A 22,036-nucleotide genomic window follows, 5' to 3' on the forward strand; every position below is an offset into this window, starting at 1 on the left:
AACGCTCGATTGCGCGCATTGAACGCCTGCTTAACTCCAGACCGCGTGCATGCTTGGGCTTCAAGACCCCTGCTGAGGTACTCTCGGAACTGCGCAACCAATGTCGCGATTCGAACTAGAAATCAAGATTTGGCTTGAAAATGTGCCGGTTGGTCGCCTTAGGCGCGCAACTGCCGGTTCAACCACTGCGCCATGGGGCTGTCGCTGCGCTCCAGCTCGTGCACGATGGTGAAGTGGTCTGCACCTGGCTCGTCGCGCAGCTCGGTGGGGTTGCCCAGGGCCTGCGCGGCGGCATGGTACAGCGCGGACTGGCGGGCAAACTCGCTGCTCTCAGCCCCGCCCCAGGTCACCCAGGTGGGCGTGGGGCAGGCGCGCACATTGGCCGCGGGCGAGTAGTGGCGCACCGTCTGTTCATCCAGCTGGATCATGGGTTGCAGGTAGCTGTAGCGCAGGGGTTCCAGGTCGTGCAGGCCGCTGATCAGTACTGCCGCCTTCAGCGGGTCGCGCGGCAGGCCGTAGTCGGTGTCCCAGGCGGTTTCCAGGCACATGGCGCTCAGGTGGCCGCCGGCGGAATGGCCACCTACGGCTACGCGCGTTGGGTCGCCGCCATATTGGGCGATGTTGCGCAGCGTCCAGGCCACGGCCGCGCGGCACTGGCGCGTGATCTCGGCAATGGTGACAAAAGGGCACAGCGCGTAGTTCACCACTACGGTGGTGATGCCCAGCGGCTGCAGGCCCAGCGCCACGCCGCTGAACTCCTTGGACGACATGGCGCGCCAGTAGCCGCCGTGGATGAAGACGAAGACCGGCGCGTTGGGCTGGTCGGCCGGAAAGATGTCCAGCGTCTCGTGCACCGTAGGACCGAACGGAATGTCCAAATGGTTCTTGAGCGTGCTGCGTGCCTTGGCGGCCTGCGCCACAAAGTGTTTGCCCGGTGCGGTGGCGTCGGCCAGCGCGATGGACGGGTTGTACTGCGCGTCGATTTGCGCCTGGGTGTCAAAGTCGCGGTAGAGCTTGGGCATGTCGGGTTCCTGCGGTTAGATGCCAACGTACTGGTGCCAGAGGTCGGGCTGCGCCGCCAGCGTGGGGGAGTCACCGCTCCACACCACGCGGCCACGCTCGATGAGGGTGTGCTGCTGGGCCAGCGGCAACAGGCGCTGCACGTATTTGTCGATGACCAGAATGCTCTGGCCCTGCGCGCGCAGCGTGGCCAGGCAGGCCCAGATGTCTTCGCGGATCAGCGGCGCCAGGCCTTCGGTGGCCTCGTCCAATATCAAGAGGTGCGGGTTGGTCATCAGCGCGCGGCCTATGGCCAGCATCTGCTGCTCGCCACCCGAGAGCTGGTTGCCCATGTTGCGGGCGCGCTTCTCCAGCACGGGGAACAGGTGGTAGATGCGCTCCAGCGTCCACGGTGTGGGGCTGGCGTTGCGCTGCGCGGCAAAGGCTTTGAGGTTTTCCAGCACCGTGAGATTGGGGAAAATCTGCCGCCCCTCGGGCACCACGGCCACGCCCATGCGCGCAATGCGGTCGGGGCTGAGCTGGTCAATGCGCTCACCCCGAAAACGGATGCTGCCGCTGCGCGCCGGCGTGAGGCCCAGGATGCTGCGCACCGTGGTGGTCTTGCCCATGCCGTTGCGCCCCAAGAGCGTGGCCACGCCACCGGCGGGAATGTGCAGGTTCAGGCCAAACAGCACCTGGCTGCTGCCATAGGCGGTGTCCAGGTCGGTGATGGCGAGCAGGGTTTCTGTGGCCATGTTGTCAGACCTCATCGCCGAGGTACGCGCGGCGCACCTCGGCGTCTTCGCGGATGGCGGCAGGCGCGCCGCTGGCAATCACCTTGCCAAACACCAGCACCGAGATGGCGTCGGCCAGTTGAAACACCGCGTCCATGTCGTGCTCCACCAGCAGCAGCGTGGTCTCGCTGCGCAGGCTGTTTAGCAGCGCCACCATGCGCTGCGATTCATCGGGCCCCATGCCGGCCAGCGGTTCGTCCAGCAACAGCAGTTTGGGGCCACTGGCCAGCGCCAGGCCCACTTCCAGCTGGCGCTGCTCGGCGTGTGAGAGTGCGCCGGCCAGCGCGTCCAGCCGCGCGCCCAGGCCCACACGGCGTGCCACAGTGGCGGCACGGTCCAAACGCTGCGCCTCGGCATGCGCGGCCTTCCAGAAACGCAGGCTGCTGCCGTCCACGGCCTGCAGGGCCAGTGCCAGGTTGTCCAGCACGCTGAGGCGTAAAAACACATTGGTGATCTGGTAGCTGCGCGCCAGGCCGCGGTGCACACGGCGGTGGATGGGTAGGGTGGTGACGTCCTGGCTATCGAACACGATGCGTCCGGCGTCGGGTTTCAGCGCGCCCGAGATCTGGTGGATCAGCGTGGTTTTGCCCGCGCCGTTGGGGCCAATCAGCGCGTGGATCTGGCCGGGCTCTACCGTCAAGTTGGCATGGTCGGTGGCAGCCAGTGCACCAAAGCGCTTCACCAGACCATTCACCTGCAGCAGCGGTGCGGTGCTCATGGCACCCTCCGCTTCAGCAGGCTCATCAGGCCTTGCGGTGCCACCAGCACCACCAGCAAGAGCAGCGCGCCCAAGCCCAGCTGCCAGTGTTCCGTCATGTGGCCCAAAAACTCTTCCATGAGCAAAAAGGCCGCGGCGCCCACCAGGCCGCCCAGCACATGGCCCACGCCGCCCAGAATTACCATCACCATGAGCATGCCCGACTGGCTCCACTGCATGAGCGACGGGCTGACAAAGCTGCCCTGGTTGGCCAGCAGCGCACCTGCCAGGCCGGCCAGTGCGCCGGCCAGCGTGAAGGCTACCAGCTTGTAGCGCAGCACCGCGTAGCCCAGTGCCGCCATGCGCACCTCGTTCTCGCGGATGGCCTGCAGGGCCTGGCCAAAGCGCGCGTTGAGCAGGCGGGTGATGCAAACGATGGTGGCCACCAGCAGGGTGAGCGTCACGTAATAAAGCGCGGTATCGGTGAGCTCGAATCCCGGTTTGGAGCGGCCGGGCAGCGAGAGCCCGTCGTCCCCGCCATAGGCCTTGAGCGACACGGCCAGGTAGTACAGCATCTGCGCAAAGGCCAGCGTGATCATGATGAAGTACACGCCCTGTGTGCGCAGGCTGATGGCGCCGATGAGCAGCGCCAGCAGCGCACTCACCGCCATGGCCAGCGGCCAGGCCAGCCAGGCGCTGGTGATGCCATGCTGCATGAGGATGCCAACGGTGTAGGCGCCCACGCCCACAAAGGCCGCGTGGCCAAAACTCACCATGCCGCCAAAGCCGAGGATGAGGTTCAGGCTGGTGGCGGCCAGTGCAAACACCAGAATGCGCGTGGCCAGCGTCACGTAAAAACTGTCGCCCAACGCCGCCGCCACCCAGGGCAGGGCGCACAGCGCGGCCAGCAGTGGTAGCGTCCAGCGCAGGTTCAGGCTGTGCTGCAACAGGCTAGGGGATGACGGTGCGGACTCAACCATGGGCGGGAAACAGTCCACGCGGCTTGAAAGCCAGCACCGCGGCCATCAGCAGGTAAATGAGGATGGAGGCCACGGCTGGCGCCGCGTCCGTTGCCACCTGCGGGCTGAACAGTGTCTCGAACAGCATGGGCAGCAGCGTGCGCCCGCCGGAGTCCACCAGACCCACCAGCAACGCGCCCACCAGTGCCCCGCGGATGGAGCCAATGCCACCAATCACGATGACCACAAAGGCCAGGATGAGGATGCTCTCACCCATGCCCACCTGCACCGCCAGCAGCGGCCCCAGCATGCCGCCGGCCAGCGCACACAGCGCGGCACCCAGGCCAAACACGGCGGTGAACAGGCGCTGCACATTGGTGCCCATGGCCAGCGCCATGTCGCGGTTGGAGGCTCCGGCGCGCACCTGCATGCCCATGCGCGTGCGCGTGACCAGCAGGTAGAGCACCAGGGCCGTAGCCAGGCCCACCCCAATGATGAGCAGGCGAAACGCGGGGTAATAAAAACCGGGCAGCAGCTCCACCGGGCCAGCCAAGCCCGCAGGTGGGTTCAGCGAGATGGGCTGTGAACCCCACACCATGCGCACGCCCTCGTTGCACATCAGCAATATGGCAAAGGTGCCCAGTACCTGCGTGACGTGGTCACGGCGGTACAGGCGGCGCAGCACGGTCACTTCCAGCAGCATGCCCAGCACCGCGGTGGCCAGCACGCCCACGCCCAGGCCCACCCAGAAGGAATCCGCGGCGGCTGACACGGTGGCAATCAAATAGGCGCCCACCATGTAGAGCGAACCGTGGGCCAGGTTCACCATGTCCATGATGCCGAACACCAACGTGAGGCCGGCGGCCAGCAGAAACAGCATGAGCCCCAGCTGCAGGCCGTTCAGGGCCTGCTCCAGCAACAAAATCCCCATCGTTTCGGGTCAGGCGCGTGGTTTACAGGGCGGGCATCTTGCAGTTGCCCACGTAGGCGTCGGCGTGGTTTTTGAACACGGTGCCCAGTGTGCGGTTGGTCACGCGGCCCTTGGCGTCCTTGGTGATGACGCGCAGGTAGTAGTCCTGGATGGGGAAGTGGTTGCTGTTGAACTTGAAGGCGCCACGCACAGAGTCGAACTTGGCCGCTTCCAGTGCCTTCTTCACGGCGGCCTTGTCGTCCAGCTTGCCCTTGCTGTCGCGCACGGCGGCGTCCATCAGGCGGGCTGCGTCGTAGCCCTGGGCCGCGTACAGCGTGGGCAGGCGGCCATAGGCCTTTTCAAACTCGGCCACAAACTTCTTGTTGGCCGCGTTGTCCATGTCGTGGCCCCACTGCGAGGTATTGAACATGCCCAGCATGGGGTCGCCCACCGCCTTGATCACGTCCTCGTCGCCCGAAAAACCCGGGCCAAACAGCGTGATGTCCTTGGACAGGCCGGCACCGACAAACTGCTTGATGAAGTTGATGCCCAAGCCACCGGGCAGGAAGATGTAGACCGCGTCGGGCTTGCTGGCGCGCAGCTTGGAGAGTTCAGCGCTGTAGTCCAGCTGGTTCAGCGCGGTGTAGGTTTCAGACGCCACCTCGCCTTTGAAGAAACGCTTGAAGCCGGTGAGTGCGTCCTTGCCAGCGGGGTAGTTGGGTGCGATCAGCGCCACACGCTTGAAACCCTTGTCAGTCACCGTCTTACCCACGGCCTCGTGCATGTTGTCGTTTTGGTACGAGGCGCTAAAGAAATAGGGGCTGCACTGCTCGCCCGCGTACTGCGAGGGGCCGGCGTTGGCGCTGATGTAGAAAGTCTTGGACTGGAAGGTGGGGGTGCCCACGGCCAGCATCACGTTGGAAAACACGATGCCGGTGAGGAAGTCCACCTTGTCGCGCTTGACCAGGCGGTCTGCAGTTTGGCGGCCCACGTCGGGGTTGGCCTGGTCATCGGCCACGATCACTTCGGCGGCGCGGCCACCGAGCTTGCCGTCGTTCAGCTTGACGGCGAGCTGGAAGCCATCGCGAATGTCCACGCCCAAACCGGCGCCGGGGCCGGACAAAGTGCTCAGCAGGCCCACGCGCACGGGTTCGGTGGACTGGGCCATGGCGGCCACAGAGCAGGTGGCCAGAGCGGCAGCAGCGACAAGGCGCAGGGAGGCAAGACGGGCGAGGGACATTGCGAAGCTTCCTTTGTGGGATGGGGTGAGACCGAAACATTATCGGCCCATCCGGCTTCGCACCCGGCCCTGCAAGGGCCGGAAATGTGGGGTGGCTTAGTTCAGCAGGTAGCTGTCGGCCTGGTCTTCAAAGTCCTCGGCGTCGATGGCGGCGTCAAACGCAGCGCGGGCGGCGATGGCTTCCTTGGTGTAGGGGATCAGGGGCTTGTCCAGCGGGCGCAGCTTGTGGCGGCGCAGGCCGCGCAGCTGCTGGGAGCGCTCCATGGTCTGCAAAACCAGCTCGGGCTCCATCATCAGGCTGAAGGGGTTCAGGGCAGCGGCGGTGTCTTTCATGGCGTTCTCCAGTGGGTTCATTGCGCTGTCCAATGACTTTGGCGCTTGAATGAACTGTAGTCACGCCCCCGGGGAACTGGAGTCGGTCACACGCTGTAAAGCATGTAGGAATTTGCCCTACAAAGCAGAATAAACCGGCTCTTTGCCGCCCATCTCTGCCTGCGGCCTCAGAGCAAGCGCGCCCGCACGCTCTTGCCCTTCACCTTGCCCGCGTTGAGCTTGGCGCAGGCGTCTTTGGCAATGCTGCGTTCCACGGCCACAAAGGTGCAGTACTCAGTCACCGCAATCTTGCCAATCTGCTCGCGCGTGTAGGCCGGGCCACCGTCGGTGCTGGTGAGGGCGCCCAGCACATCGCCGGGGCGGATCTTCTCTTTGCGGCCACCGGCAATCTGCACGGTCACCATGGGCGGCAGCAGGCGGCCCTGGCCCATAGGTGTCAGCTCGTCGCGCTTGAACCAGACCGAGGGGGCGTTTTGGTACTGCTCGATCTTGCCGACCGATCCCATCTCGTTCATGGTCACCAGGCTCACCGCCAAGCCCGACTGGCCCGCGCGGCCGGTGCGGCCCACGCGGTGCACATGCACCTCGGCGTCGGGCGTGATGTCCACGTTGATGACCAGGTCCAGCTCTTTCACATCCAGCCCGCGCGAGGCCACATCGGTCGCCACCAGCACCGAGCAGCTGCGGTTGGCAAACTGCGCCAGCACCTGGTCGCGCTCGCGCTGCTCCAGGTCACCGTGCAGGGCCTGCGCCACAAAACCCTGGCCTTGCAGCAGCGTCACCAGCTCGTTGCACTGCTGGCGCGTGTTGCAAAAGGCGATGGTGCTGACGGGGCGGAAGTGGTTGAGCAGCAGGGCCACGGTGTCCAGCCGGTTGCTGCGCTCCACCTCGTAAAAGCGCTGCTCAATGGTGTTCTCAGTCGCCGGGGCCTTCACGGTGATCTGCTGCGGGTCGCGCATGAACTGCTGCGCCAGCTTGGCAATGCCCTCGGGGTAGGTGGCTGAGAACAGCAGGGTCTGGCGCTCCTTGGGGGTTTGTTTGACCACCGTGGCAATGTCGTCGAAGAAGCCCATGTCCAGCATGCGGTCGGCTTCGTCCAGCACCAGGGTGTTCAGGTTTTCCAGCGAGAGGTATTCACGCTCCAGCAGGTCCATGATGCGGCCCGGCGTACCGACCACGATGTGGGCGCCGTTCTCAAGAGACGCGCGCTGGCCGCGCGTGGCCACGCCACCGCACAGCGTCACCACCTTGATGTTTTCTTCGGCCCGCGCCAGGCGGCGAATTTCCACCGTCACCTGGTCCGCCAGCTCGCGCGTGGGGCACAGCACCATGGCTTGCACGGCAAACCAGCGCGGGTTCAGCTTGGCCAGCAGCGCCAGCGCAAAGGCCGCCGTCTTGCCGCTGCCGGTCTTGGCCTGGGCAATCAGGTCTTGGCCGGCCAGCGCCACGGGCAGGCTGGCAGCCTGGATGGGCGTCATGGATTCGTAGCCCAGTTGTTGCAGATTGGCCAGGGTGGTGGGGGAGAGGGGGAGAGAGGAGAAAGCAGTCATGCCCCGATTATCGGTGGCTGGGGTCTGCAATGGTTGGCTGGTGCGCCTAGATGCTATGGTTTTGGTAGCTGCTTGCGCATATTCCATGGGCGCTAGAGGCTTGTTTTATATGTAATCGGCCTTGCTGGGGATTGGTGGGCGCACGGCGGGCGGCTGTTTTTGGAGGGTTGGGGTTACTGCGTCAACGCCTTGGTGGGGGCGCCTGCTCTGTGGCAACCGCGAGTGCGGCCTGCGCCCGCGGGCCCCACCACCCGCCTGGGTTAGTGGGCTTGGATGCAATTTTGAACTTCGGCTTGGCCGTGTTCAGTAAAAATGACTTCAAAACTCACCTTATTTCGCCGCTGCGTCTTCCAAGAAGTAATAACCGGGCCTCACATATATTGGCGATCTATCGTTGTTTCCAAAGAATCGAATTCGAACTCCAATTTTTTCAGCTTCTGGCTTGCTATTCATGAAGCTAAGAACGCCGTTGAAACAGGTGTACTTGCGGGGAATAAATGCGATGCGATTTGGGCTCAGTTGAAATTTCCCTTTCAACACCTTGGCATTGGAGACCTTTATCGTTTCAGGTTCTTTGATTTCCCGACACATAGGGGCTACAGGGCCCGTTTCACAGGTATTTCTACTACCTTCATCGATGATTTCTTCAATGGTTCCTTCGACAATCCACTCTGCCCGGCTTGTACATTCTGCAATAGTGCTGCATAAATATGGACAGGACTCGTGGGCATGTGAGAGCGTCCAAAATGAAGCAAGAACTGACGCAAGTACCGTCAATGCAGCAACTTTCCTGTGAGCAATCCAATTTGATTGGGCCCAAATAAGTTTGGAATAAAGTAGCCGGAAATTCTCTGTTTGCATGACTTTTTTCAGCTGGCACTCTCTTGCCTGAATAGGTTGCAGTGATTTGAGGTTGTAGCAGCAATATAGGGAAGACCGCTTCCGCCGCATTGTGTTCGTTTGCTGTTCACCTGAACATCCCCTGTTCGGGTGATTCTTCCCATGCCCATCTTTCAAATACGCCACGTCAGGCAGGTAGCCCGTGTACCCGGGCGCAGGCCCCACTCGCGGTTGCCACAGAGTCGGCGCACCAGCCACGGCATTTACGCAACAACCAAAGCGAACCCAAAGCAGCCACCTGCGACGAGGCCGGAGAACGGGTGCACGGGCTACCTGCCCACCAAACCTATAGCCAAGCGGGGGAGCCTCAAACCCCAGCCCTCCCTAAAATGCAACCATCGCCACCCACAGTAACTCCATGAACCTCAAACTCCCCAGCCTCCTGCTCACCGCCCTGTTGCTCTCCGCCTGCGGCACTACTACGGTCAACCCGGTCACCGGGCAGACCGAGCGTTCGGTGATGAGTGAAGAGGATGAGGTGGCCGAGGGGGCCAAGGCGCATGCGGAGGTGCTGAAGGAATATGGTGCCTACAACAACGCCGCCGTGCAGCGTTATGTGACCAACCTGGGCCAGGCGCTGGCCGCGCAAAGCCACCGCAACCAGTTGCAATGGCACTTCACCGTGCTCGACAGCCCCGAGATCAACGCCTTTGCGTTGCCGGGCGGGTATGTGTACGTGACGCGCGGCATCATGGCTTATATGGAGAGTGAGGCCGATCTGGCCGGCGTGATTGGGCACGAGATTGGCCACGTGACAGCGCGCCATGGGGCCCAGCGTGCCACGCGCCAGCAGAACGCCGGACTGGGGGTATTCGCCGCCAGCGTGCTGGGCGCCGTGCTGGAGAGCCAGGGTTTTGGCGGAGCCGGGCAGCTGGCCAGCCAGGCCTCGCAAAGCGTGGCGGCGGGGTATGTAGCGTCGTACGGGCGCGAGCAGGAGCTGCAGGCCGACGGCCTGGGCGCGGAGTACCTGGCGCGCACACGCTACGACCCGCGCAACATGGTGGACGTGATTAATGTGCTGAAAAACCAGGAGCGGTTTGCCGCCGACCAGGCCAAGGCCGAAGGCCGCCCGGTGCCCAGTGGCGGCGACTGGCTGGCCTCGCACCCCAGCAACGACCAGCGCTTGCAGGCCATCACCGCGCTGTCGGCCCAGTACAAAGACCAGGGCAACTACAACAGCGAGGGGCGCGAGCGTTACCTCAAGCTCATCAGCGGCATGACTTTTGGCGACAGCCCGAGCCAGGGCCTGGTGCGCGGGCGCAATTTTTACCACGAGCCCCTGGGCATTGCGCTCACTGCGCCCACGGGCTGGTACATCCAGAACGACGCCGACCAACTGGCCTTGCTGAACACCGCACGTGACGCGGCCGTGGTGGTGCGCGTGGCGCCCGCGCAGGCGGGCAAAACACACACGGACGTGATCCGCACCCTGCTTAAGCCCACACAGGGCCGCACAGAAACCACCACGCTCAACGGCCTGCAGGCCACGCGGTTTGCCGGTGCCCGCACCGCCAGCAATGGCCAGAGCCAGGCGCTGGAAGCCACGGTGATTACTGGCCCGGGCGACACCATCTACCTGCTGCAAACCAGCGCCAAAGATGCCAATGCGCTGCAACGCGCGCGTGCCCAGGTGCGCGAGGTGGAAGGCAGCTTCCGTGCCCTCACGGCCCAAGACCGCGCCGCCGCGCGGCCCTGGGGCATCAAAACCGTGCCCTACCCCAAGGGCGGGTTTGCCGAGCTGGCCAAAGCGTCGCCTATTGTGCGGCCCGAGCAGCAGCTGCGCCTGATCAACGGTTACTACGGCGGTGGCGAGCCCAAGGTGGGGCAGCTGGTCAAAGTGGTGGATCCCCTTTAATTGCTATTAATACAGGAGCTGCTCGCGCAATAAGCACGGGGGCTAGAGGCCAATTTCATGCATAAACTGCACATCTCCACCCAGTTTGACTCCGGCGCTATTGACGTGGTGCGCCTGGAGCGCGCCGACGATATTCAGCTGCGTATCCGCAAGGACAGCGCGGCGGACTTTGCCCAATGGTTTCACTTTTGCTTGCATGGCGCGGCCTTTCAGCCCGTGACCTTGCGGTTCTTGAACGCCTCTGAAAGCGCCTACCCCAAGGGCTGGGACGGCTACCAAGTGGTGGCCAGCTACGACCGCCAGGAGTGGACGCGCATTGACACGCAGTTTGATGGCACAGAGATGACGGCGCGCCTCACGCCCATGGCGCAGGCGGTGTACTTTGCCTACTTCGAGCCCTACTCGTACGAACAGCACCTGGACCTACTGGCCTCGGCTGCCACCTCGCCCTGGGTCACGCAGCAGCGCCTGGGCAGCACCGTGCAGGGCCGCGACATGACGCTATTGCGCATTACCGACGAAGCGGGCAACACGCCGCCCGAGCAGAAAAGGAAGGTCTGGATGATTGCCCGCCAGCACCCCGGCGAGACCATGGCCGAGTGGTTTGTGGAAGGTTTTCTGGAGCGCCTGCTGGACGCCGACGATGCGGTGGCCCGCGTGCTGCGCGACCGTTGTGTCTTTTACGTGGTGCCGCACATGAACCCCGACGGTGCGGTGCTGGGCAACCTGCGCACCAACGCCGCTGGTGCCAACCTGAACCGCGAGTGGGCCGCCCCCACGGCCGAACGCTCGCCCGAGGTGCTGCTGGTGCGCCAGGCCATGCTGGACATCGGCGTGGACCTGAACCTGGATGTGCATGGCGATGAGGGCCTGCCCTACAACTTTGTGGTGGGGTCTGAGGGCACGCCCGGCTACAGCCCGCGCGTGGCCGCGCTGGAAGACGCCTTCAAGGCGGCTTGGGCCGCGAGCTGCCCGGATTTTCAGGACCGGGTGAACTACGGCAAGACGGCACCCGGCCAAGCCAACATGACGCTGGCTACCCACTGGATTGCCCAGCGGTTTGGCTGCATGGCTTTCACTGTGGAGATGCCATTTAAGGACAACGCCGACCTGCCGGACCCGCTGGTAGGCTGGAGCGGCGAACGCTCCAAAAAGCTGGGCGCCAGCGTGCTGCAGCCACTGCTGCAGTGGAGCGCCTAGGCCGATTTACCCATCTGGCGCTTGCGGGCCACGGCGCCCATCAGCCCCAGCCCGGCCAGCAGCATGGCGTAGGTTTCGGGCTCGGGTACAGCGGCGAGTGTTCGGCTATCGAAGCCGTTGTCCCCAGTGATGTAATAACCTTGTGGGAGCGCAAAGCCGTAGCGTGATGTCGCGGCAATGGAGGTTCCGTTGATGGTTGTATCCATCAAGTTCGTCTCTGTGCGAAACCCCAGATTGAAGGAGCTGCCGGGCAACAGGGCCATGGAATAGTCCAGCTCTTGATGGAAGTCGAAGGTACCTGCAGAACCCTGCCTTATGCTGAAGCCGCCTGAGGATGAGTCGTGCTGCCTTCCTACCCGGAAGTTCAGGTCGCTGTAAGAGGCAAAGTCCAAGGAGCCGGCATAGCTCCAATCTCCCATGCGAATGTTGACCAGGGCCAGCTGGCGATTGTCGGCCCGCGTCAATGACCCGGTGACGTCCATCTGGGCTGTCACGGTGACTGGCGACGCCCCGCTGCCGTGCAAGGTAAAGGTGCCTCCGGTAGCACCCCACAGAAACGTGCTTCCACCGGTATTGCCATTCACCTGCTGCGACAGCACGGTGCTGTACGCGGTGACGCTGCCTTCAGCGCTGATCCTTCCGTAACCCGGCAAGCCGAAGCTACCGGGCCCTATCGACAGGGGGCTGCCAGTGCAGTCGCCCGTGCAGGAGTTGCTGCTGAGTTCGACCCAACTGGTGCCACCAGCGGGCATGTGAAACGTGTTTGCTGCGTGCGCCATCGATAGGGCGCAGCTTGCCGCGATGGCTGCGCGGGAAAGTAATTTTCTGAATGACATGAAAACTCCCTGAAGTAAGGGCGGTGTGCCCTGTTGCGAAGTGCGATGACTTCAGGGGAGAGGCTAAAAGGCGCAGGACAAAGCAACAATGGGCCTGACTGCGTAGGCTGCGGCCGTTTCCTACGCAGTTCAGCGTAGAAAACGCCGCCCAATCTCAGGCTGTAGTCCATTCAGACTAGGCCGTCATTCCTAGTAGCTCACGCTTTCTTTGCCCGCGAAGGGCGGCTGGCGGCCCACCAGGGCTTCGAGCATGGTGAGCTCGTAGTCGCGGTGGTTGATCACCGGGGCCGCCTTCAACAAAGGTGCGGATGTCTCTGTGCCAATAAAGAACGGTGAGTCGTGGTAGCGGGTCACCACGGTGCGTGCCTGGCCCGGGTCGGCTCTGGGGCTCAGGTCTGCGGTGCCGTAACACAGGCAAAAGTAGGTTTGCGTGTCTGTGGCCTCGATATAGCAGGCCGTGCCGCGTATGCCGGCGGTGGCGGTGGGCATGTCGATGCGTTTGTTGCCAGGGCCAAACACGGCCAGCACCTTGCCGGTAACCACCCGCAGCACCGACGTGATGCCTTCGCTGGTGAACTGCACCTGGCTGTCTTCGCGCATGAGGTAGGCATTGTTGCCCATCACATAAATGACTTCGCTGGCCTTGCCGGTGGCAATGGTGTCACCCGTCAGCACCAGCTGCCCTTCTTTGGCCGCGCTGCCGTTGATGCGCACCGTGCCTTTGAGGCTGCGGATGCCTGGGGTTAGCGGGCGTGTGCCCATCGACATCACCTGCACCATGTAAGACGACAAGCTGACGGCGCCCAGCGCCTGAAGAATGCTGCGACGGTGTGGCATGGAGATTCCCCTCGGGTTGGTGGTGCATGTGGCGCTGTGCCTCGCGCCATGCTACCTACATGGCCACCACTTGTGCAATGGGTCCGTCTGCGTAGGCCGCGGCCGGTGTGTACGCACTTGGGCGTAGGTGTGGTCGCGCTACAGGGCGCCCGGCGCGGTGTTGGCGTTTTCGGCCCGAATGGCATAGGCCGCCATCTCGGCGCTGTTGCGCAGGCCCAGTTTGCTGCGGATGTTCTCGCGGTGTTTGCGGGCGGTGGCTTCGCTGATGCCTAGTTTGGCGCCCATTTCTTTGCTGGTGAGGCCTTCGCCCACCAGCTTCAGGATCACGGTTTCGCTCTGGGTGAGTTTGGCTTCCGGTCCGGGCACCGCGGGGTCCTGGATGAACAGGGCCGCAATGTCATTGCTGACATAACGCCTGCCTTGGGCAATCCGCCGGATGGCTTGCAGCAGTTCGTGGCTGCTTTCGTTCTTGGGCACATAACCCGCAGCACCCAGTGCGAGGGCTGCGCGCACCGACGCAGCGTCCATGCGGGCGGTGACCACCAGTGTGCGGGTGGGGCAGTGGGCTGTGCGCAGGGCCTGCATGACAGCCAGGCCATCGAGCTGGGGCAAGCCCAGGTCCAACAGCAGCACGTCCGGGGCCAAGGCCAGCACCTGCGCCAGCGCGCTGGCACCATCGTTGGCCAGGCCTATACAGTCCATGTCGGCCTGGGTGTCGATGAGCATTTGCAGTGCATCGGCCAGCATGGCGTGGTCTTCGGCAATAAAAATGCGTACGCTTGGCATAACGATGCAATCAGGGAGTGGTCTGCAATGGGGTGGAAGAAAACAAAGTCTCTGGCCCGGCAGGCCTATGAAGAAAAAGCGTTCGCACTGTATTTTGCCTACGAAATTCCGTTCCCCTATATCGGCGTGACGGTGATTGCGCTTGCCTGTGCTTGGCTGATGTATGGGCACGTCCCGACCCCCTACATCGCGATCTGGTTTTGTGTGGGCGGCGTGTTGTCCGTGTTGCGCGAAGTTTTTGTGTGGAGGATGAAGCCGCGTTTGGCCAAGGGGGAGGGGTATCGCGAGGTTCTCTGGGGGTTCACGCTCTCCTCCCTTTTGACTGGCGCGACGTGGGGTGCGTTCACCTGGATGTACTTCGACGCTGGGCGGCCGCTGTCCTTGCTGATGATCGGTTTTGTGTTGGCGGGGTTGGCGGGTGGCACGGTGACGCCGGTTTCCATCTTTCTACCCGCCTATTACGCCGGAGTGTTGCCAACCGTTGTGCCTTTTGCCATTCTTTTGGCGTGGGTGGGCACGGTTGAACACAGTGTGCTGGCGGGGCTCATCGTGGTTTTTCTTGCCTCTATTTCCGGTTATGCCCATGTGACCCACCGGTTGCATCGCGAGTCCATGCGGCTGCGGTACGAGAACCAGCAGCTGATCGAGGTGCTGGGGGAACGCAAAGCCGCCGCAGAGGGCGCGTCCCAAACCAAATCGCTGTTTCTTGCGGGTGTCAGCCACGACCTGAAGCAACCCATTCGCGCCATGGGCCTGTACCTCGGTGTGTTGCAGCACACCGAGCCGACGGCTCAGGCCACAGCGTTGGCCAGTGTGGTGCCAAAAATGGAGAAGGCCCTGGCCGAATTACACGGGCAGGTGTCCCGGCTGCTGGAGTTGTCGCGCCTGGAGTCTGGGGCTTTGCAATTGCACATGGAGCAGGTCGCGCTGCAGCCGCTGTTTGCGGGCTTGAACGCCTTGTTTGGAGATCAGGCCCGCAACAAAGGCATTCGCCTGCACTTCGCCAACACCAGCGAGCGACGACATGCTGCGGTGTGGGCAGACCGGCGCCTGCTGGAGTCCATTTTGCAAAACCTGGTGAGTAATGCGATCAAGCACACCCCTGCTGGCGCGGTGTATGTGGGCACCCGTGTGCGACTGGACTACCCAGAGGGTCGCCAGCTCTGCCTTGAGGTGCGCGACAGTGGCACCGGCATCGCCAGCCACTTGCAGCCGCAAATTTTTGAGGCCTACCGCAGCTTTGACGACCGCGCTGCCAGCGAGAGCCATGGGCTTGGCCTGGCCATTGCCAAGGCGCAAGCCACTTACCTGGGGTGCGATATTCGCCTGGCCTCCGCGGCAGGGGCTGGCGCCACGTTCACCCTGTGTGGCTTGGCCGTTGCCCCGCCCTGAGGCTGGGGCTTATTTGCCGTTAATGCCCAGTAGCTCCACCTCAAACAGCAGCGTGGCATTGGGCGGAATCACGCCGCCGGCGCCGCGCTCGCCATAGGCAATTTGTGGCGGGCAGGTCAGTTTGGCCTTGCCGCCCACCTTCATGCGCTGCACGCCTTCGGTCCAGCAGGCAATCACGCGGCCCAGCGGAAACTCGATCGGCTCGCCACGTTTGTACGAGCTGTCGAACTCCTTGCCATCCGGCAGCGTGCCGCGGTAGTGCACCTTCACCGTGTCGCTGGCCTTCGGGCTGGCACCGGTGCCTTCTTTCAGCGCGCGGTAGACCAGACCAGTGCTGCTGACCACGGCGCCGTCTTCCTTGGCTGACGCGGCGGTTGTGGCGTTTTGGGCCCACAAAGAGGTTGTCGATGACAGGGCCAGAGCAAGGAGCAGGGTCGGTGTGTGCAGAGTCATGAAAAGTCGGTGAAAGGTAGAAAAGAGAGTCATTGTCGCAGTGTGTGTGAACAAAGAGGGGCGGTTTTCCGCAGAGAATATGTAGCAAGAGTCTGCGATGACAAGACTTTGCACAGGGAGTTAAAAAATGGCAATCAAGGGAGCGGTGCGTCAGGTGCGCGCCGGATGGAGGCGTCTGTGGCTGGTGTGGGGGCTGGCTTGTACCTTGCTGATGGGGGCGTCCGCAACGCGGGCAGCCGATTACCTGCGTGCGCCTGCACCGGCATGGGTAAATCCACAGGTGTTGGATCTGCGTGCGCAGCCGCCCTTGGGTCAGGTGCTCGATGGTTTGCACTATTTGCTGGTGGACCAGCAAACCCAACTGGAGCCGGCCGGGATGGTGTCTTACCGCAGGTTCGCCAGCCGGGTTTTGAATGCCCGTGGTGCGGAATCTGCAGCGCATATCTCGATTGATTTTGACCCCACGTACCAGACGCTTACGTTGCATGCGGTAAATCTGTACCGTGATGGCCGCGTGCAGGATCGCCTGCCGACATCACAGATCAAAGTGCTGCAGCGCGAGACAGAGCTGGAATATCGCGTGTACGACGGGAGCAAGACGGTCGACGTGGTGTTGCAGGACGTGCGCCCCGGGGACTTGGTGGACTATGCCTACAGTGTGCGCGGCAGCAATCCGGTTCTGGCCGGACTGGAGTCTGGTCGCATGGACATGCAGTGGCGCGTACCTGTACATCAGTTGCATCGCCGGCTGAGAGTGCCTGCGAATTTGCCGCTACATATCCGATCAAATCTGGAGGGCACACCGGTGGAAACGACCAGCCTGGCCGGCTGGACTGAGCATGTCTGGCGTGCCAATCAAGTGGCACCTGTCCCGGGACAGCGCAATGTGCCCAGTTGGTTCAGCCCTTTTGCCATGGTGCAGTGGAGCATGTTTGCCGATTGGGCTGCGCTCGCCCGGTGGGCCGAGCCGCTGTACGCGGTGCCCAGTCGCCCTAGCCGTGCGCTGCAAAAAGAAATTGATCGTATCGCTGCAGCCCATGCAGATCCTGCCAAGCGGCTTTTGGCTGTACTTGATTTTGTGCAGTCAGAGATTCGCTATCTGGGCATTGAAATGGGACAAGGGTCGTACCGCCCCAGGTCCCCCGATACTGTTTTGATCAATCGTTATGGCGATTGCAAGGACAAGGTGCTGTTGGCCGTCACCATGCTGCGTGCTCTCGGCGTGCGGGCCTATCCCGCATTGGTACACACCAAACGTCGCCAGACTGTTGCCGACTTGCTGCCCACACCAGCGGCATTCAACCATGTGATTCTGAAGGCCCAAGTGGATGGGCTGGACTACTGGCTGGACCCCACCCAGTCGCCCCAGAAAGGGAGCATCGAACGCATTGCGCAGGTCAATTTTGGCCAGGCGCTGGTACTGGATGGTGCTTCACAAGAGCTTAGCTCTATGCCGATAACAGAGGCGTCGTGGCATCGTCGGCGCATAGCCATGACCTTGGATGTGTCCAAAGGATACGAGCATCCAGCACCGCTGGTGATTGAGTCCGTTTACCAGGGGGCAGCAGCAGACCGCATGCGCCAAACCTTGAGCGATGACAACTTGGCAGACCTGCAACGCAGTTACCTCAATTTTTACCTCCGCTATTACCCTGGCCTTCGAACCGAAAAACCCTTCTCTTTCAGGGATGACGAGCAGGAGAACCGTTTGACCCTGCACGAGTATTACGAAGTCCCTCCCTTCATGCCTGCTTCGTCAAATGAACAGTCATTCAGTGCTCGTTTTCGCGTTCCAGACATGGTTTCTTTGCTCGAACAACCGGATGACCGCGTGCGTACTGCACCTTATGCACGACAACATCCCGAAGAAGTGGTCGTTTCCCTCTCAGCGCGACTGCCCGAGTCTGTCTCGGGCAAGGATCAACGTGTGGAGGTCAAAGATCCCGCCTTTGAGTTTTTCAGCCAGAGAACCGTCACAAAGGCCAATACTCTGGCGCTGAGCTATCGCTATCGTAGCCTTGCAGACCACGTCGATCCGGCCGCAATGGATGTCTATATCGCGAATTTAGATAGAGCACGTGACCAGGTTGGGTACACGTTGCGCAATCCAGGTACTGGCAGCCTGCGGGGCTGGCGGCAAACTGTGGCTCTGGGTGCGGCGTTTGCGACGGTGGCGTTTAGCGCATGCGCATTGTTCGCTGCACTATTTCTGGTGTGGGGTTGGCGCAGGTCTAAAGCCAAAGACAACTACCGCTGGAGCAACCAGAGGTTGCTATGTGTGGGGATGTGCATTTTTTTTGCCCCCCTGCTAGCCGCAGTGGCATTGATGGTGATTGGCGCGATGTTCGGTGACAAGCAGGATGCTGTCAGCGGCATGCTGATGCTGCTGCTTTGCTTACTTTTCGTTTTTTATCTCTGGACTGCCGCATGGCGGGGTATTTGGCTGCGCAGCGTCGCTGGTCTTGCTGCCGACCCGGACTCTCTGTCGCAGAAGGCTCAACAACTGAAATTGCCCAACGTATTAGGCGCCAAGCCAGACCCTTCCGCTATACCCGCTGCCAGTGACGCGTGATATTCGATTTGCGTGCCAGCATGGCCAAACTGGCCAGAGCGAGTGCAACCCCTGCCAGCACCTCAAACCAGATCGTCAGGTTGGTGGCCAAGGTGTGCTCGCTGCACAGCGCCAGTGTGTAGTGCAACAGCCCGTCGAGCCCGCAGGCGCCATAGGCCATTAGCAGCAGTGCTCCCAGCGCATGCAGGCCCATGCGGCTAACGATCAGCCCGGCCACCCCCAAGCTGCTCACCGCCAGCCAAGCCCAATACACCGTCTCCCGCGTGATGAAGGCGGGCATGTTGGGGTAGTAGGCGATGTACTCCGCGTTGTGCGCAAAGTGCGTGAGGCTGGCGATGAAGTACACGGCCAGCAATAGCCAGACGGGTTTGGGGAAATGGGCCGCGGTAAGAGGCAAAGGCATTGTTGTCGTGGGTTGTTCAGGATGCTGCGATTACATCATCCCGAACTACCCATACGGCAGACTGCATGGCGCACCAAGGCGGCCAAGCAGGGGCGTTAAAGCAGGGTCTTTTCGGCGTGTGCCCCGTAGCCCGTGCGGCCGTAGTGCTGGTGCAACGCGTCTTCCCAGTGGCGATCCATCAGTACCTTCGGATCGTAGGGCGGCGAGGCTTTGGCTGCACCCCGTTAATCCAAGGCGGTGCGACCAAAACCTGGTGGCCCACCAGTTGCTGGTGTTCACCACCAGGTAGCGGATAGCCTGGGTCATCTCATCCACCGGATAGCCGTCCACGTGGCCAATTTCACCATCTGTGGCCTGGACGTGCCCGATCTCGCCATCGCTGGCGCGGGCCGACTATGGGTGGGGTGGGGCAAGAGGTCTGTTCGGCGCAGCACATGGCGCTGGCATGCCTGTGACCAAAGAGCAACATGAGGGAGCACTGGGGGCCATGTTTCGCGATCAAAGGCGATGGCAAGTGCGGGTCTTTCGGAACTGAAAGAATTGGCAAATGCATATGTTTTTTGCAACCCAGCGCCTACTTGCGGTCTTCGTTCTATTGGCGTCGGCCGCTGCGATAGCGGGCGCGCAACCCTTTGGCAACCAGTTGCAGCCGGGCAGTGTGGTGCTGATTCGCCACGCACAAGCGCCCGGTGTGGGTGACCCTGCTGCGTTTGCGCTGAATGACTGTAAGACCCAGCGCAATCTGAATGACGAGGGCCGCGCGCAAGCGGCGCGCATCGGAGAATTTTTTCGCCAGCAACGCGTGCCGGTGGACGCAGTCTGGTCTTCTCAGTGGTGCCGCACGCGTGAAACGGCGGACGTAGCCTTTCCGGGACTGCGCGTTGACAAAGCGGCATTCAATTCATTTTTCGGCGAACCGGACAGCGCGCCTGACCAAACCCGCGCGGCCAGGGCCCTGTTGAACGCATGGCAGGGCACGGGGCTGTTGGTGGTGGTCACGCACCAAGTCAACATCACCGCGATAACCGGTGTGGTGCCTGCCTCGGGTGAGGCGGTGGTGCTAAAGCGCGAAGCCGGCCAATGGAAGGTTTTTGCGCGCGTATCTCCTTGAGCAGGTGTCCTGGTCATTTCATGGAGGCGTGCCTGTGAGAGGCTCGTCTGAAAGAGAAAGCCCCGTTAGTCTTGCGACTCCGGGGCTTTTTTTGGCACTGATTTGCTACTAATTTAGTAGATGATGGCGATTATTTTAGGCGGGTTGCAGGCCTATTTCTCTATAAATTTTTCTCCTTTGAATACTCGCCCCGCGTTACCCCGCTCCACCCCGTAGTGCTGTAGCCAGCGTTCTGCACGCGCGGCGTTGGCGTCATTGGCCGCCGCATTCGCCAGCTTGTGTGCCAGCAGCGCGCGGGCCAGGCGCTTGTTAGCGTGCTGGCTGCGCTCGGTTTGCACCTTCACGCTCAGGCCGGTGGGTACGTGCGTGGCGCGCACGGCAGAGTCTGTCTTGTTGACGTGCTGGCCGCCGGGGCCGCTGGCACGCAGGGTTTCGAAGCGCAGGTCTTTCTCCTGCACCGCTTCACTGGTGTTTGGCGCATCGGGCTCAAACACCTCCGCACCGATGAACCAATTTTTGCGCTTGTGCCCTGGCCGGTAGGGGCTGGGGCAGCTCCACTGCAAGCTTCCGCGCCAGCGTAGTGCCACGGCATGGGCCGCGTCGCCTTCCAGCGCCAACAGCACGGATCGCAAGTTGCCCGGCTGGTCGCCGGGCACGTCCTCCAAGAGTTGAACGCTGACGCCGGCGTTCGTGCATTCGCGCAGCACAAGTTGCAAAGCCTTGCGCACGGCCAGGCAGCATTCTTCCGGGCCGGTGTTGGCTGTCAGTTGTAGCAAGATCATTCGCAGCACTCCCCACGGGTTTTGTAAGTCAGCACCGGCTTGGTCCGCGCCAAGAGTTCCACCAACCCGGCGCCCACCAGCGCGTGCACCACACTGTCGATGCTTTTGTAGGCCTGCGGTGCTTCCTCGTAGATCAGTTGCTTGTCGTTGCAGATGACGCGGCTGCCCAGTGCCGTGCGGCCCATCTGCGTGGGCGTCATCAGCTTGAACAAGCGGTCTTTGCAGGCCGAACGAATCCACTTGCGCCCCGCACCATGCGCCAGTGACAGCAGCGTGTCGTGGCACAAGCGCGTGGGGCGCACCAGGTAGCTGTAGTCCCCGCGCGAGCCGGGTATCAGTACTGCACCTTGGTCCGACGGCGTGGCGCCCTTGCGGTGCAGCCAGCCCGCTTGGCCGTGGATGTTGGCGCTGGCCACAAAGTTGTGGTGCACGTCCAGCACACAGCGGCCATCAGCCCGCACATTGGCCAGCAGTCGCTGCGCCACCAGTTGGCGGTTGCAGCGCGCAAAGCGCAAGGCTGCGTCGTGCTGCTCCAAGTAGTCAGTCGCTTCCGCGGTGTCCGCCTGCAAACCGCGGTGACCAAAGGCATCCACATGCTGGCGCAAGATGCGTTCGCCCAAGCCACGCGAGCCGCTGTGCACCAACAGCAGCAGGTGCTGCTTGTCGATGCCCAGCGCGGCAAGCGCTTCCGGGTCGTGCACCGTGTCTACTTGCTGAAACTCCGCAAAGTGGTTGCCACCACCAATGGTGCCCAGAGAGGCCTCGTGGCCACTGGGTTGCACCCCGCAGCTCACCATGGCTTGCGCCATCGCCACAGTGTCCTCCATGGGGCCATCGATATTGCCCACGCGCTTTTCCAGTTTGTCGAGCTTGATAGCACTGGCGCGCATGTCGGTTTGCCACAGCGCCATGCCGCAGCCAATGTCATTGCCCACCAAGGCGGGGTAGAACAGGTTCGTTGAGAAAAATGCGGCCCCTACCGGATAGCCGCGCCCAGGGTGCAAGTCAGGCATGCCCGCTACGCGCTGCATGCCCTCCAGTTGCGATGTGGTGATGAGCTGCGCAATGGCAGCGTCTTCCATCCACGTAGCGTCAGACGCGACCACGCAGGCGCGGTCCGACACGTGTTTGACAAAATTGCCCATAAAAATCCAGATTCAAAAGTCGTTGAAACCAGACCGGGACAGACGCGCACGCCGACGCTGCGCAGTACACGCATCAAGCGTTGTACCGCGCGCCGTGGCGCGCTAGAAAAGGCGGGAGTGGCTTAGTTGATAAGCCCCGCCACCGCTGACCCAGCCCACAGGGAGGTCGTGTTCTTTTGCATGTTGTTCTCCTGCTAGGTGGATGAAAGGGTGGGGAGTGCAGTGTTCGCGTGAAGGTGAAATGCCTTGGCGAAAACTGCAGGGCGCGACTTTAGCGGGGGA

The 22,036-nt window shown here is 62.3% G+C and carries 21 protein-coding genes; 5 read left to right on the plus strand and 16 right to left on the minus strand.

The features are described from left to right. Positions 1-158: 158 nt before the first annotated feature. From C5F53_RS13710 to C5F53_RS20150, 9 genes are all read right to left on the minus strand, one after another. A complete protein-coding gene (locus C5F53_RS13710) occupies positions 159-1,022 on the minus strand; it encodes an alpha/beta hydrolase (RefSeq protein ID WP_105261956.1) in 864 nt (287 codons plus the stop codon). A 15-nt stretch (positions 1,023-1,037) separates the two neighbouring features. Beyond that, positions 1,038-1,754, minus strand: coding sequence for an ABC transporter ATP-binding protein (locus C5F53_RS13715; protein ID WP_105261957.1), 717 nt, complete (start codon positions 1,752-1,754; stop codon positions 1,038-1,040). A gap of 4 nt (positions 1,755-1,758) precedes the next feature. After that, the gene (locus C5F53_RS13720; protein ID WP_105261958.1) at positions 1,759-2,511 is read right to left on the minus strand and encodes an ABC transporter ATP-binding protein; all 753 of its coding nucleotides are present in this window, start codon (positions 2,509-2,511) and stop codon (positions 1,759-1,761) included. After that, the gene (locus C5F53_RS13725) at positions 2,508-3,470 is read right to left on the minus strand and encodes a branched-chain amino acid ABC transporter permease (protein WP_105261959.1); all 963 of its coding nucleotides are present in this window, start codon (positions 3,468-3,470) and stop codon (positions 2,508-2,510) included. Before C5F53_RS13725 ends, C5F53_RS13720 begins: the two co-directional genes overlap by 4 nt. Next, the gene (locus tag C5F53_RS13730) at positions 3,463-4,380 is read right to left on the minus strand and encodes a branched-chain amino acid ABC transporter permease (protein WP_105261960.1); all 918 of its coding nucleotides are present in this window, start codon (positions 4,378-4,380) and stop codon (positions 3,463-3,465) included. Before C5F53_RS13730 ends, C5F53_RS13725 begins: the two co-directional genes overlap by 8 nt. Before the next feature lie 22 nt (positions 4,381-4,402). Then, the gene (locus C5F53_RS13735; RefSeq protein WP_105261961.1) at positions 4,403-5,599 is read right to left on the minus strand and encodes an ABC transporter substrate-binding protein; all 1,197 of its coding nucleotides are present in this window, start codon (positions 5,597-5,599) and stop codon (positions 4,403-4,405) included. Between the two features lie 96 nt (positions 5,600-5,695). Next, on the minus strand, positions 5,696-5,932 hold the full coding sequence (locus C5F53_RS13740; protein ID WP_105262255.1) for a hypothetical protein: 237 nt from the start codon (positions 5,930-5,932) through the stop codon (positions 5,696-5,698). Between the two features lie 167 nt (positions 5,933-6,099). After that, a complete protein-coding gene (gene dbpA / locus C5F53_RS13745) occupies positions 6,100-7,482 on the minus strand; it encodes an ATP-dependent RNA helicase DbpA (protein ID WP_201740858.1) in 1,383 nt (460 codons plus the stop codon). Positions 7,483-7,812: 330 nt separating this feature from the next. Then, positions 7,813-8,343: a hypothetical protein gene (locus C5F53_RS20150; RefSeq protein WP_146097361.1), complete on the minus strand. Its 531-nt coding sequence runs from the start codon at positions 8,341-8,343 to the stop codon at positions 7,813-7,815. Between the two features lie 397 nt (positions 8,344-8,740). On the opposite strand from C5F53_RS20150, the gene C5F53_RS13750 reads away from it, so the two are divergent. Together C5F53_RS13750 and C5F53_RS13755 are read left to right on the plus strand one after the other, a co-directional pair. Then, positions 8,741-10,237, plus strand: coding sequence for a M48 family metalloprotease (locus C5F53_RS13750; RefSeq protein ID WP_105261963.1), 1,497 nt, complete (start codon positions 8,741-8,743; stop codon positions 10,235-10,237). Positions 10,238-10,294: 57 nt separating this feature from the next. After that, positions 10,295-11,437, plus strand: a complete 1,143-nt coding sequence (locus C5F53_RS13755) for a M14-type cytosolic carboxypeptidase (RefSeq protein WP_105261964.1) — start codon at positions 10,295-10,297, stop codon at positions 11,435-11,437. Here C5F53_RS13755 and C5F53_RS20575 read toward each other — a convergent pair. From C5F53_RS20575 to C5F53_RS13770, 3 genes are all read right to left on the minus strand, one after another. Beyond that, the gene (locus tag C5F53_RS20575) at positions 11,434-12,216 is read right to left on the minus strand and encodes a PEP-CTERM sorting domain-containing protein (protein ID WP_236635372.1); all 783 of its coding nucleotides are present in this window, start codon (positions 12,214-12,216) and stop codon (positions 11,434-11,436) included. The two genes, C5F53_RS13755 and C5F53_RS20575, sit on opposite strands and share 4 nt — an antisense overlap. A 246-nt stretch (positions 12,217-12,462) precedes the next feature. Beyond that, entirely contained in the window at positions 12,463-13,110 is a 648-nt protein-coding gene (locus tag C5F53_RS13765; RefSeq protein ID WP_105261965.1) for a FecR domain-containing protein, read from the minus strand. 138 nt (positions 13,111-13,248) lie between these two features. Next, on the minus strand, positions 13,249-13,896 hold the full coding sequence (locus C5F53_RS13770) for a response regulator transcription factor (RefSeq protein WP_105261966.1): 648 nt from the start codon (positions 13,894-13,896) through the stop codon (positions 13,249-13,251). A 27-nt stretch (positions 13,897-13,923) separates the two neighbouring features. On the opposite strand from C5F53_RS13770, the gene C5F53_RS13775 reads away from it, so the two are divergent. Then, positions 13,924-15,288, plus strand: a complete 1,365-nt coding sequence (locus C5F53_RS13775; RefSeq protein WP_105261967.1) for a HAMP domain-containing sensor histidine kinase — start codon at positions 13,924-13,926, stop codon at positions 15,286-15,288. A 9-nt stretch (positions 15,289-15,297) separates the two neighbouring features. Here the strand turns inward: C5F53_RS13775 and C5F53_RS13780 are convergent, their stop codons facing one another. Then, on the minus strand, positions 15,298-15,741 hold the full coding sequence (locus C5F53_RS13780) for an FKBP-type peptidyl-prolyl cis-trans isomerase (protein WP_105261968.1): 444 nt from the start codon (positions 15,739-15,741) through the stop codon (positions 15,298-15,300). Between the two features lie 127 nt (positions 15,742-15,868). On the opposite strand from C5F53_RS13780, the gene C5F53_RS13785 reads away from it, so the two are divergent. After that, positions 15,869-18,313, plus strand: coding sequence for a DUF3857 and transglutaminase domain-containing protein (locus tag C5F53_RS13785; RefSeq protein WP_105261969.1), 2,445 nt, complete (start codon positions 15,869-15,871; stop codon positions 18,311-18,313). Here the strand turns inward: C5F53_RS13785 and C5F53_RS13790 are convergent. Beyond that, positions 18,288-18,716: a hypothetical protein gene (locus C5F53_RS13790; protein WP_146097362.1), complete on the minus strand. Its 429-nt coding sequence runs from the start codon at positions 18,714-18,716 to the stop codon at positions 18,288-18,290. The two genes, C5F53_RS13785 and C5F53_RS13790, sit on opposite strands and share 26 nt — an antisense overlap. Before the next feature lie 547 nt (positions 18,717-19,263). Between C5F53_RS13790 and C5F53_RS13795 the strand changes: the two genes are divergently transcribed. Further along, entirely contained in the window at positions 19,264-19,827 is a 564-nt protein-coding gene (locus C5F53_RS13795) for a histidine phosphatase family protein (RefSeq protein ID WP_201740859.1), read from the plus strand. 152 nt (positions 19,828-19,979) lie between these two features. On the opposite strand, the gene prfH is transcribed toward C5F53_RS13795, so the two are convergent. Both prfH and C5F53_RS13805 read right to left on the minus strand, forming a co-directional pair. Continuing rightward, a complete protein-coding gene (prfH, locus tag C5F53_RS13800; RefSeq protein WP_105261972.1) occupies positions 19,980-20,609 on the minus strand; it encodes a peptide chain release factor H in 630 nt (209 codons plus the stop codon). Further along, a complete protein-coding gene (locus tag C5F53_RS13805; protein ID WP_105261973.1) occupies positions 20,606-21,754 on the minus strand; it encodes an RNA ligase RtcB family protein in 1,149 nt (382 codons plus the stop codon). Before C5F53_RS13805 ends, prfH begins: the two co-directional genes overlap by 4 nt. Between the last annotated feature and the right edge of the window lie 282 nt (positions 21,755-22,036).

The organism is Rhodoferax sp. TS-BS-61-7 (assembly GCF_002943465.1).
Taxonomy (GTDB): Bacteria; Pseudomonadota; Gammaproteobacteria; order Burkholderiales; family Burkholderiaceae_C; genus Allorhodoferax.